We start from the raw sequence: 10809 nt of genomic DNA on the forward strand, positions 1-10809 counted from the left end.
GGCAGAAATCCGCTGTCATCGCGGCTCCTGTCATTGACGGATGAGAATCATAATCAGCAAGGTGCTCCGCGTATTTTCTGTCAGTGACGGTTCAGACAGCCTCGACACTGACCCAGTAGCGGGTCAGGTAACGCAGCTTCACCGGCAAGGTCCGGGTCAGGTTTTCCAGGACCGCATCTGTATCGTCGATACGGAACGCTCCGGAAATGCTCAGGTCGCGAACCGCTCCGGCGCAGCGCAGCACGCCCGGGCGATAGCGCCCCAGCTCGTCGATGAACTCCCCGAGGCGCCACTCGTCGACACTCAGCATGCCCTGCACCCACGCGGTCGAACCCTGTGCCAAGACACCGGCAGGATCGGCGCGATCAGGATCGAACGCCGCCTGCTGACCGGCCTCCAGACGCACTGCCCGCTCCGGGTGACGGCGAGGACGGAGCTCGACCGCCGACTGCAGCACACCCACGCGGGTCCGGTCCGTCATCTGGCGCACGCTGAAGCGCGTCCCGAGCGCGTGGATGCGCCCGTCCTGGGTCTCGACGATAAACGGCCGCTGCCCAGGATCCTTGGCGGTTTGCACGAGGATCTCCCCGCGGTAAAGACGGATAAGCCGAAGTTGCCCGTCGAAGCTCGCATCCAGCGCGGTGTTGGCATTGAGTTCCAGCTGCGACCCGTCGTCCAGCCGCAGCGAGCGACGCTCGCGCGCGCCCGTGCTCTGCTGAGCGAACAGGCCATGGTTCGCCAGCGGTTTGCCGATCATCCAGCTGCTGCCCCCGACGGCCAGCAACACGCCGAGGATCTTCAATACCTCGCGGCGTTGCGCCTGGGCCGCATCCAGCCCTGACCGGGCGGCATGTGCGGGTACCGTTGCCCATTGCCGCTGGAACGCCTCGACCCGCGCCCATGCCTCGGCGTGCAAAGGATCTGCCCCCAACCATTGCTGCCAGGCCCGGGTGCAAGCCTCGTCCACCCCTGCATCGTTGAGCTGCACGTACCAGGTCGCAGCAGCCTCGAGGGTCCGACGATCGAGCGCCGAGCTCATCAGTTGTCCGCCAGCAACAGGCACTCGGTCATGGCTCGCACCAGATGGTTCTTCACCGTGGTGACCGAGACCCCGAGGCGTTCGGCCACCGCCACATAGGTCTGCCCTTCCAGCTGCACCGACAGAAAGATCTCCCGGGTACGCTTGCCCAGCCCGTCCAGCAGGCTGTCGACCGCCACCAGCATCTCGAGAATGGACAAGCGCACCTCAGGTGATACCTCGACCGGTTCAGGCTTCTGCGCCAGGGCCACCAGATACGCCTGCTCGATCGCCCGTCGCCTCGACTTGTCGATCAACAGCGAGCGCGCAATTGCAGTCAGGTAGCCCCGCGGCTCTCGGATCGGCGCGGCGTTGCGTGCCGTCATGACCCGCACGAAGGTGTCCTGGGCCAGATCCGCAGCATCGGCCGAATTGCCCAGGCGCATGCGCAACCAGCCTTTCAGCCAACCGTTGTGTTCGGAATAAAGCTGGTGAAGTGCCAAAGGCTCGAGTGCGGACATAAGGGGGCCATTAAATATGCAAATGGTAATTGATCGCATTATTTAGGGCGAGCGCAGTTCGTGCAAGGGGCAATCCGCCCGCCAGGTGTGCATCTGGCCTGATGATGCCCAGGGCAAACTACGCACCTGCCCCCTCTCCCTGCCCGCGAAAACCCAACCTCCAGCACTTTCCCTGATGACACCCCACCCATTAAGTTGCACTCTGCACCAAACTGATTCAGCCGGAACCGATTTTGATGGAAAGCACACCCCCGACCGTTGCCGCCGAGCGCCTGCTGGAAAGCGCGCGACGGCTGTTCTGCCGTGAAGGCATTCATGCAACGGGCGTTTCGCGCCTGCTCAGCGATGCCAAGGTCGCGCGGCGCACGCTGTACGAGACCTATGGCTCCAAGGAGAACCTGCTGCGTGCCGTGTTCGATCGCGAGGCAGCGATGTGGTTTGGCTGGTTTGACCAGGCACTGCCTCAGCGTACCGACGACCCGGAGCAACGCCTGATCTTTCTGTTCGACCTGCTCGAGGAATGGTTCGCCAGCGGGCGCTTCTTCGGCTGCCTGTTCACCAACGCCGTCGCCGAACACGACAAGTCTTCCAGCTGGGTACGTGACCTGGCCCAGGCGCACTTCGATCGGGTGCATGACCGCATCGAGCAACTGGCCGCGGCCTGCGGGCTGCCGGAACCGGCCTGGGTCGCGCAGCAGATCTCGCTGCTGATCGACGGTGCCATCGCCACCGCGATGGTTTCGCGCAACGCCAGAAGCGCACAGGTTGCGCGCTCGATCCTGCTGACCCTGCTGCGCGAAGCGAAAGCCGCCTAGCCCGCCCCCTGCACCGCTGCCGGTGCAGGCCTCGGCGCCTATATGCTAATGGGGCATAAGCTAAGCTTAAAATATTAGTTCTGCTTATATCGCAGATCTCACATACTTCACGCGCCTGCCGAGAACGATCGGTCTACCTGTTTTGGGATGCGTGTGATGAGAGATTTTTTCCAGCGATTGTTCTCCACCAGTGGCGCGCAAGCGACGCCCGCACTCCAGTCCAACCTGAGCCGCCGCTCGTTCATGTGCGCCTGTGGCTGCGGCATGCTGGCGCTGAGCGCCGCCGGCACCGCGCTGCTGGCAGCGGCCAGCAAGGTCGAAGCTGCCACCGGCGGGCCGCTGCTGCGTGTGGGGCACATGCCCGCCGGCTGCGTGTCGCACCTGCTGCTGGCAAAGCTGCGCGGTGATTTTGCGGCGGCCGGCCTGCAGGTGGAGCTGACGCAATTCAACAGCCCAAGCGATGCCCTGCAGGCCTTGTTGGCAGGTCGCCTGGAACTGATGCACGGGCCCTGGACCATGACCGCAGCCGCCTACGCCAAGGGCACCCAGGAGCTGCGCATCATCGGTGGCTCGGGGCAAGGCGGCATCGAACTGGTGGCGCGCAACGGCTCGGTGGCCAGCCTGGATGAATTCATCGCCGCCGCAGGCAGCGGGCTGCGCGTCGGCACCCTGCGTCTGGATACCCTGGAACTGGTGGGCTACGGCTCGATGGCGCGCCACGGCAAATCCTACAACGACTATCAGATGACCTTCTTCCCGAGCATGGCCGGGATGGGCGAAGCCATCGCCAACGGCCGCCTCGACGTGTGCACCCTGGCACAGCCCTATGCCCAGAACGTGGTCAGCACCACCGGCGCACGCTACCTGAGCGACTCCAACGCGGTGTGGGGCCCGGAGGCCGCCGACTGCGTGATCACCACGCAGGTGCGCACCAGCCAGGAACAGGGGCCGCTGCTCAAACGCTACCTGGAACTGCTGCAGGCATCGGCCACTGCGATGAAAGCCGACTTCGACAACGCCATCCAGCAATTGCAGCCGATCTACGGGGTATCCAACGAGGTGCTCAAGGTGGCCCTGGCACGCCAGGCGCCCAACCCGGTCATCAGCCCGGTAGGCGTGGCCGGCCTCAAGCGCGGCGCCGGCTACCTGGTCGAACTGGGCTACTTCACCGACAACCCGATCGATGCGGTTCTCGACCTGCGCCATCAACCTGCTGCCCAGGTGACGGGATGAACCAGGCCGTTCTGACCCTGAGCCGGCAGCCCGACGTGCGCCGTGCCCCGCGTTATCTGGACGCGCTGCGCGACACGCTGTGGTTCCTGCTGGCGTGGGCATTGCTGATCGGCGCATGGGAGCTGGCGGTGCAGTCTGGCTGGCTGGATGGCCGCGTGCTCCCGCCGCCTAGCGTGACCCTGCCGTATGCGTTTTCCGGTGAAGCGGTGGTGGGTTTCGGGCAGCAGCGCAGCGGCTTGCTGGAGGCCCTGCTGGTGACCCTGCTGCGGGTCAGCGGCGGGTTGCTGGCTGGCAGCCTGGTGGCGCTGCTGCTGGCGGTGATCACCACCGAGGTGAAGCTGCTACGCCGCCTGATCCTGCCGCTGGTGCAGACCCTGGCGCCGATCTCACCGGTGGCCTGGGTCCCCTTCACCATCGCGGTGATCGGCATCGGCGGACAGGCCGCGGTGTTCGTGGTGTTCCTGGCCGTGCTGGGCACCATGACGCTGTCGCTGGTCGCCGCGCTGGATGCCATCGACCCGCAGTACCTGAACATCGCCCGCAACCTGAGGTGCACGCGCCAGCAGATCTGGCTGCGCGTGCGACTGCCGGCAATCGCCCCCAGCGCGATGACCAGCCTGCGCATGGCGTTCTTCGGCGCGTGGATGGCGGTGCTGGCCGGGGAGATGGCGGGAATCAATTCCGGGTTGGGCTACATGATCATCATGGCCCAGCAGATGTACAACATGCCGTTGGTGATGGTGGGTGTGATGACCATTGGTGTCGTGGGTTTCGTGGTGGATCGCCTGATGCTGTTGCTCGGACGCCGCCTGACCGGGTGGGCGTCATGAGCCGGGGCGCCACGCTGAGTTTTCGTGGCCTGAGCAAGCAGTTCGAAGGCGGCACACGGGTCGAGGTGGGTGACCTGGATATCAAGGCCGCCAGTTTCACCGTGCTGCTGGGGCGCAGCGGGTGCGGCAAGAGCACCCTGCTCAACATCGCCGCGGGCCTGCAGCAACCCAGCACCGGGCAGCTGCTGTACGACGGCCAGGCAGTGAGCGGCAACCAGCCCGACAGTGCGCTGATCTTCCAGCAGAACAACCTGTTCCCGTGGATGAGTGCGGTGGAAAACATTGCCATCGCCCTGCTCAACCGCGGGCTGGACCGTGAAGCGGCCACCCGGCGCGCCGAGCAGTTGCTTGCCGACGTGGGCCTGGCCGAATTCGCCCGGCACCGGCCGGCGGCATTGTCTGGCGGCATGTGCCAGCGCATCGCCCTGGCCAGGGCACTGGCCCTGGAGCCACGCCTGCTGCTGCTCGACGAGCCGTTTTCGGCACTGGACGCACAGACCCGGCGCCTGATGCAGGGCCAGTTGCTGCGCGCCTGGAACACCAGCGGCGCCACGGTGCTGATGGTGACCCACGACCTGCAGGAGGCGCTGCTGCTGGCCGACCGTATCGTGCTGATGGCCAGCACGCCCCACGGCCGCATCGCCCAGATCCTGGAAATCGACCTGCCGCGCCCGCGCCAGGTGCGCTCGGCGCAACTGCTTGACCTGCAAGAACGGCTGGACGCGTTTCTGACCCACGAAACCCGGCTGGCCGAGCATTTCTAGTCGACACGGGACCTCCCGATTAACTGATTGGCACACGGTCATTCGACCGCCATGCCGCCCCTTGAAGAGCACAGACCATGAGTGAAACCACCCACCGCGTCACCATCAACGGCCTCCAGGCCAACGCCGGCCGAGCAGTTCGCGAACGCATCCGGGCCGATGGCGAGGGTGACATCGCACGCCCGCTCTACCACACCAGTGTGCAGTGGACCGAGGGCTACCAGACCCTCACCAAGGTCAAGTCCGGTGCCGTGCTGCACGGCGACGAGCCCTGCGCCTACGGTGGCGCCGGCCTGGGCGCCACGCCCCAGGAACTGTTGCTGGCGGGTATCGGCAACTGCCTGGCGGCCACCTACATCGGCGGCCTGTCGGCATCCGGAGTCAAGGTCAACAGCCTGGTGCTGGACGTGAGCGGCCGCGTGGATTTCCGCGCCGCATTTGGCGTGACCAGCGGCAACCCGGGCTTTGAAAGCATCCAGGTGCAGGTGTCGATCGATACCGAAGAATCACCCGAGCACGTGGACGCATTGCTGGCCAAGCTGCTGCCGACCGCGCCGATCCCCGACACCATCATGCGTCCCGTGCCCCTGACGGTGGAGGTGCAACACACCGGCGGCGCCACCCATGGCTGACAACGCGCACAGGGTGCTGGTGGTGGGTGGCGGGCCGGCGGGGCTGTCCTGCGCCTACGAGCTGGTACGCGCCGGCCTGCGCCCGCTGGTGCTGGAGCGCACGCAGGCCGTGGGCGACGTGTGGCGCAACCACTATGACGGCCTGCGCCTGAACACCGGGCGCTGGTTTTCCGGGTTGCCGGGCGGGCGCTTTCCATGGGCGGCAGGCCGCTGGCCGAGCCGCGATGACCTGGCCCTGGTGCTGGCGTCACTGCCGGCCCGGGGCGGCTTCGAGGTGCTGACCGGGTGCGACGTGGAATCGGTCGGCTACCTTCAGGCGCAATCGATGTGGCAGGTGCGCTGCCGTGATGGCCGCGAGTGGCGCGCACCGGCGCTGGTGGTCGCCACCGGTACCTCGTGCGTACCGTCGATCCCGCAGTGGCCGGGGGCACAGCGCTTTGCCGGGCAGATCGTGCATGCCGCGCACTTCGGCAATGCACGTGCCTACGCCGGCAAGCACGTGGTGGTGGTCGGCAGCGGCAATTCGTCCTGCGAGATAGCCAGCCGCCTGGTGCCCCATGCCGCGTCGGTCACGCTGTCGGTGCGGCGCGCGCCGCACTTTCTGCCCAAGAGCCTGTTCGGCGTGCCGCTGGCGGCACTGGGTACGCTGATCCGTCGGCTGCCACCCCACGCGAGCGACGCGGTGCTGAGCTGGTTGTCGCGGCGCTGGGTCGGCGACCTGTCGGCCTACGGCCTGCCACCACCGGCACAGGGCGTGTCCGGGCTGGGCAGTGTCACGCCGACGCTGTTCATGCCGGTGATCGACGACCTGAAACAGCGCCGCATCAAGGTGGTCGGCCCGCTGCTGGAACTGAACGAGCAAGGCGCCGTGGCCCACACCGGCATCGACCGCACCGAGCGCTGCACGCTGCGCATGGACGTGATCGTTGCGGGCACCGGCTACACCACCGGCCTGGAGGCGCTGATCCAGTACCCCGAGGCGCTCACGGCAGACGGCAAGCCGACCGTGGATGACGACGGCCAGTCGAGCGTTGCGCGGGGCCTGTTCTTCATCGGTTACCGCAACCCCTTGAGCGGGCAACTGCGCGAAATCGGCCTGCAGGCGCCTGGCGTGGCAAGGGCGGTCAAGGGCTATCTCGACGCCACGCAACTGGCGCCTTGCACCGGCTCGGCGAAGGTTTCCCTGTAGGCGTAAAGCCCCGGGGTGCCACCGGTCATGATGAACAGCACGTTTTCGCCGCGGCGATAGCGGCCCTGTCGCAGGTCGGCCAGCAGCCCGGCGAAGGCCTTGCCCGAGTACACCGGGTCCACCAGCACACCTTCGCAGCGCGCCATCAGGCGCACCGCTTCGAGCATGGCCTGGGTCGGCAGCCCGTAGCCTTCGCCCAACTGGCTGCCATCGATGTTGATCGCACTCGCATCGAGGCTTGCAGCATGGCCCAGCAAGGCCAGCGCCTGGCGAGTCAACTGCAGGGTCGTGGCCGCCGCGGTCTGCTGGTCGGCCAGCACCGACCAGGACCTGACGCTCGCCGCACCCCGCCCCAGTACCTCGAACCCCGCCGCAAGCCCGGCATGGGTGCCGGCGCTGCCATTGGGAACCACGACCTCGTCGAATCGCACGCCCATCGCGGTTTCCTGCTGCACGATCTCTTCGGCGCAACGGGCGTAGCCCAGGCTGCCAAGCGGCGTGGAACCGCCGGTGGGAATGACCAGCACCTTGCGACCTGCCGCACGCAACTGCTGCGCGCGCGCCTCGGCCGCTGCCAGTGCATCGGCGCCCCTGTCCAGCACCTGCACCCTGGCCCCGAACAGCTGGTCGAGCAGCACATTGCCATTGAGCTCGTAATCGCGATCGGCCCTGGGCACCGCACGGCTGAGGATCAGTTCGCATTCAAGCCCCAGCCGGGCGCACACGGCGGCCGTCAACCGGGCGTGGTTGGACTGGATGCCGCCCACGGTGATCAGGGTGTCGACGCCGTTCTTCAGCGCCTCGCCCAGGTGGAACTCCAGTTTGCGCAGCTTGTTGCCGCCACCGCCGACAAGCATGTGGTCATCGCGCTTGAGGTACAGGCCGACACCCATGGCCGGCAGGCCCAGATGGTGCTCGATACGCTCGGCGCGTTGTATGCCGGTGGCGCCCTGCAGCAGATCGGCGCGCTCGAATGCGCCCAGCGCCTGGCTCAGTACATGTCGCATGAGATGACCCCTCGTGCTCTGGTTCAATGCCACGGACTATAGGGATAAACTAAAGCGCAATAAACGCACGCCAGGTTAGCAATTGGATCACTCAACGTTAGCAATCATCTCCTCTCGGATCACTCGATGAGCAAGCTCAGGCAGATGGAAGTATTTGTTGCCGTGGTCGAAGCCGGCAGCTTTGCCGGGGCGGCTGCCGCGCTGGGGATGTCGGCGGTGATGGTGGGGCGGCATGTCCAGAGCCTTGAGAAAACCCTGAACACCCGGCTGGTTCAACGCACCACACGCCGGCAGACCATAACTGGCGAAGGCCGCATCTTCTATGCCGAGGCCAGGACCGCCCTGGAGCAGGTCGCCTACGCCTACAACCGGGTAGAAGCCTCCAGCGACGCACCCAGTGGCCTGCTGCGGGTGACCGCGCCGATGACACTGGGGATATCGCTGGTCGGCCCGCTGGTGACCGAGTTCATGCAGCGCTACCCGCAGGTTCAGGTCGAGCTGATCCTGAGCAACGAGGTGGTGGACCTCTACGAGAGTGCATTCGACCTGGGCTTCAGGATCGCCGAGCTGGTTGACGCCAACCTGGTCTCGCAGCCCCTGCCGCCCTATCAGATGGTGATCTGCGCCGCCCCGAAATACCTCGAGAAGGCCGGCGAGCCGAAAACACCGGAGGCGCTCCACGCCCACCGAATCCTCACCCACACCTCCTGGAACAACCGCTTTGCCTGGCCACTCAAGCAGGCTGGCAAGGAGGTGTTCTGGCCCGAGCAGGCGGTGCTTCGCAGCAACGATGGCCAGGTACTGCTGCAGGCCGCCATTGCTGGCAGCGGGATCCTGATGCAGCCGGACTTTCTGGTGGCCGCCGCGCTGGCGAACAAGGAGCTGGTGAGCATTCTGGGGGCGTATGTACCGGCCCACAAACCGGTGCAGATGGTGTATCCACGCTCGAAGAAGTCACTGCCCAAGCTCACTGCCTTCGTCGCGTTCATCCAGGCGCGGCTCGGCTTGCCGAGTCAGCCCTGATCGCAGGGCCGGCGGGCCGTCAGGCCTGCGCCGCGTCGCGCACCTGCATCAGCGCGAAGCCCAGCAGGTTCAGGCCGCGCCAGCGGTCCGGCCGGTGGGCGTTCTGGTCATCCTGCGCCAGGCCGATCCCCCACACCCGGTCCACCGGGCTGGCCTCCACGATCACCCGCGTGCCGGTGCCCTGCAGGAAGGCCCCCAGTTCCGCGTTCTGGGAAAACTTGGCCTGGTTGGCCCGCACCACGATCGCGAAACGCTCCTGTGCCCACCGCGCCTCGTCGAACCCACGCACCTGGCGTCCGAGTGCCTTGGCCGCATTGGGATCGGTCGCCTCGATGATCCGTGCCCGCGTCTGTTCATCACCAAACAGCGCCGCCTTCTCGGCCATCATGTAGTGCTCGGCCGACTGGTACGACTGCCCGCCCACCTCGAACGGCGCCACGTACCACTGGCTGAAACACGAGGCGGTGACACCCTTGCGGCTCACCTGATGGCCCCAGAAGAATACGAACTCGGGCCTTTCGCCGGCCAGGTAGCGGGACACCAGGTCCTCGAGCATCTGTGAATCGTTCACGCTGATTGCCTCTCCAATAACACCATTGCAACGGTCATCCGGCCGCAGCACCGAACGGTGCCTGCCGGCCAGGACGGTGATACTACCGCGTAATGCAGCACCCGCTCACAGCGCCTCCAGAAATGCCTTCAACGCCTTCAACTCCACCCGGTCCAGCCCCAGCGCCTCGAACTGTGCGGAGGTGACAGGAAACAGCGGATCGCCCTGCTGCCCAGGCTTCGGCACCGGCCTCGGCATGCCCACGTTGTAGAACGCCAGCACCTGATCGAGGCTGCTGGCGAAACCGTTGTGGAACCACGGGCCGGTGCGGCTCACCAGGCGCAGCGAAGGGGTGCGAAAACGCCCCACGTCCGCGGCCAGGCCGGTGACTTCATGGCGACCCAGGTCCTCGCGGCTGCGCCCGTAGAACGTCAGGCCGGCATTGTGAAAACGCTGGTCGCTCATTCCCGGCCCGAAGTGGCAGTTCATGCAGCGCGCCTTGGTGCGAAACAGGTGCAGCCCATGTAGCTGCTGGTCACTCAGCGCAGCAGTGCGGCCGCGCAGGAAGCGCTCGAACGGCGTGCGCTGCGCGACCCGCAACAGATCGCGCTGATAGGTCGCCAGGGCTGCGGCAATCTGCTCGGCACCCAGCGCCTGCCCGGGAAACGCCACGGCAAACAGTGCCGGGTAATCGGCGCTGGCACGCAACCGGGCCACCAGTTCGTCGACGCTGAAGGCCATTTCCGCCGGATCGACGACCGGCATCAGCGCCTGGGTTTCCAGGCTGTCGGCGCGGCCATCCCAGAACAGCTGTGGGGCCAGGCCACTGGTGACCACGCTCGGCGCATTGCGCCGGCCTGGCGCACGCCCATGCCCGAACGACACCCGGCGCCCATCGGCGAACGCCAGGTCCGGCTCGTGGCACGAGGCACAGGCGATCTGCCCCGACCGCGACAGGCGCGGGTCGAAGAACAGCGTGCGCCCCAGCGCTGCCTTCTGTTCGGTGTAGGGGTTGTGCGCAGGCGAGGGTGCACGCTCGGGCAGTGGCCCCAGCTCCTGCCAGGCCACGCCGGCGTCCACCTGCGGCGCCGGCCAGTGTGCCGGCGGGCGGCTGTAGGCCTCGCGCAGGCAGGCCGCATCAGCCGATGCACACAGGGGTGCGTGGTGCTGCGCCCACAGGGCCGGGCTGGCCAGCATGAGTGCGATGCCAATCAGGAACAGGCGCAT

Annotated in this window: 12 protein-coding genes; 7 read left to right on the plus strand and 5 right to left on the minus strand. The window is 66.5% G+C overall.

The features are described 5' to 3' along the window. Window positions 1–91: 91 nt before the first annotated feature. Both NP552_RS18840 and NP552_RS18845 read right to left on the minus strand, forming a co-directional pair. Window positions 92–1039 (minus strand): FecR domain-containing protein, encoded by a 948-nt coding sequence (locus tag NP552_RS18840; protein ID WP_274097041.1) that lies wholly within the window; start codon window positions 1037–1039, stop codon window positions 92–94. Next, window positions 1039–1539 carry a sigma-70 family RNA polymerase sigma factor gene (locus tag NP552_RS18845; RefSeq protein ID WP_043863930.1) on the minus strand — a complete coding sequence of 167 codons (501 nt, stop codon included), beginning with the start codon at window positions 1537–1539 and terminating at the stop codon, window positions 1039–1041. The genes NP552_RS18840 and NP552_RS18845 overlap by 1 nt, the downstream gene beginning before the upstream one ends. A 236-nt stretch (window positions 1540–1775) precedes the next feature. On the opposite strand from NP552_RS18845, the gene NP552_RS18850 reads away from it, so the two are divergent. From NP552_RS18850 to NP552_RS18875, 6 genes are all read left to right on the plus strand, one after another. Then, window positions 1776–2354 carry a TetR/AcrR family transcriptional regulator gene (locus NP552_RS18850; protein ID WP_043863931.1) on the plus strand — a complete coding sequence of 193 codons (579 nt, stop codon included), beginning with the start codon at window positions 1776–1778 and terminating at the stop codon, window positions 2352–2354. Window positions 2355–2510: 156 nt separating this feature from the next. Then, the gene (locus NP552_RS18855; RefSeq protein ID WP_052504310.1) at window positions 2511–3587 is read left to right on the plus strand and encodes an ABC transporter substrate-binding protein; all 1077 of its coding nucleotides are present in this window, start codon (window positions 2511–2513) and stop codon (window positions 3585–3587) included. After that, window positions 3584–4417: an ABC transporter permease gene (locus tag NP552_RS18860; protein ID WP_274097042.1), complete on the plus strand. Its 834-nt coding sequence runs from the start codon at window positions 3584–3586 to the stop codon at window positions 4415–4417. The genes NP552_RS18855 and NP552_RS18860 overlap by 4 nt, the downstream gene beginning before the upstream one ends. After that, on the plus strand, window positions 4414–5181 hold the full coding sequence (locus NP552_RS18865) for an ABC transporter ATP-binding protein (protein WP_274097043.1): 768 nt from the start codon (window positions 4414–4416) through the stop codon (window positions 5179–5181). The genes NP552_RS18860 and NP552_RS18865 overlap by 4 nt, the downstream gene beginning before the upstream one ends. A gap of 77 nt (window positions 5182–5258) precedes the next feature. Beyond that, window positions 5259–5813 (plus strand): OsmC family protein, encoded by a 555-nt coding sequence (locus tag NP552_RS18870; RefSeq protein ID WP_274097044.1) that lies wholly within the window; start codon window positions 5259–5261, stop codon window positions 5811–5813. Continuing rightward, a complete protein-coding gene (locus NP552_RS18875; RefSeq protein WP_123753510.1) occupies window positions 5806–7002 on the plus strand; it encodes a flavin-containing monooxygenase in 1197 nt (398 codons plus the stop codon). Before NP552_RS18870 ends, NP552_RS18875 begins: the two co-directional genes overlap by 8 nt. Here NP552_RS18875 and NP552_RS18880 read toward each other — a convergent pair. Next, on the minus strand, window positions 6945–8009 hold the full coding sequence (locus NP552_RS18880) for a D-cysteine desulfhydrase family protein (protein WP_274097045.1): 1065 nt from the start codon (window positions 8007–8009) through the stop codon (window positions 6945–6947). The two genes, NP552_RS18875 and NP552_RS18880, sit on opposite strands and share 58 nt — an antisense overlap. Before the next feature lie 126 nt (window positions 8010–8135). Between NP552_RS18880 and NP552_RS18885 the strand changes: the two genes are divergently transcribed. Then, window positions 8136–9032 (plus strand): LysR substrate-binding domain-containing protein, encoded by an 897-nt coding sequence (locus NP552_RS18885; RefSeq protein WP_274097046.1) that lies wholly within the window; start codon window positions 8136–8138, stop codon window positions 9030–9032. A gap of 19 nt (window positions 9033–9051) precedes the next feature. On the opposite strand, the gene NP552_RS18890 is transcribed toward NP552_RS18885, so the two are convergent. Beyond that, a complete protein-coding gene (locus tag NP552_RS18890) occupies window positions 9052–9603 on the minus strand; it encodes an NADAR family protein (RefSeq protein ID WP_058541907.1) in 552 nt (183 codons plus the stop codon). 105 nt (window positions 9604–9708) lie between these two features. Next, the gene (locus NP552_RS18895; protein ID WP_054916412.1) at window positions 9709–10809 is read right to left on the minus strand and encodes a cytochrome-c peroxidase; all 1101 of its coding nucleotides are present in this window, start codon (window positions 10807–10809) and stop codon (window positions 9709–9711) included.

It is taken from the genome of Pseudomonas sp. 8209, assembly GCF_028682105.1.
Classification (GTDB): domain Bacteria; phylum Pseudomonadota; class Gammaproteobacteria; order Pseudomonadales; family Pseudomonadaceae; genus Aquipseudomonas; species Aquipseudomonas palmensis.

Bases quoted from the DNA above. Each gene is read 5' to 3' on its own strand.
- NP552_RS18875 (WP_123753510.1), top strand. From the start codon at position 5,806: ATGGCTGACAACGCGCACAGGGTGCTGGTGGTGGGTGGCGGGCCGGCG.
- NP552_RS18885 (WP_274097046.1), top strand. From the start codon at position 8,136: ATGAGCAAGCTCAGGCAGATGGAAGTATTTGTTGCCGTGGTCGAAGCC.
- NP552_RS18880 (WP_274097045.1), bottom strand. From the start codon at position 8,009: ATGCGACATGTACTGAGCCAGGCGCTGGGCGCATTCGAGCGCGCCGAT.
- NP552_RS18895 (WP_054916412.1), bottom strand. From the start codon at position 10,809: ATGCGCCTGTTCCTGATTGGCATCGCACTCATGCTGGCCAGCCCGGCC.
- NP552_RS18845 (WP_043863930.1), bottom strand. From the start codon at position 1,539: ATGTCCGCACTCGAGCCTTTGGCACTTCACCAGCTTTATTCCGAACAC.
- NP552_RS18860 (WP_274097042.1), top strand. From the start codon at position 3,584: ATGAACCAGGCCGTTCTGACCCTGAGCCGGCAGCCCGACGTGCGCCGT.
- NP552_RS18870 (WP_274097044.1), top strand. From the start codon at position 5,259: ATGAGTGAAACCACCCACCGCGTCACCATCAACGGCCTCCAGGCCAAC.
- NP552_RS18865 (WP_274097043.1), top strand. From the start codon at position 4,414: ATGAGCCGGGGCGCCACGCTGAGTTTTCGTGGCCTGAGCAAGCAGTTC.
- NP552_RS18850 (WP_043863931.1), top strand. From the start codon at position 1,776: ATGGAAAGCACACCCCCGACCGTTGCCGCCGAGCGCCTGCTGGAAAGC.
- NP552_RS18855 (WP_052504310.1), top strand. From the start codon at position 2,511: ATGAGAGATTTTTTCCAGCGATTGTTCTCCACCAGTGGCGCGCAAGCG.
- NP552_RS18840 (WP_274097041.1), bottom strand. From the start codon at position 1,039: ATGAGCTCGGCGCTCGATCGTCGGACCCTCGAGGCTGCTGCGACCTGG.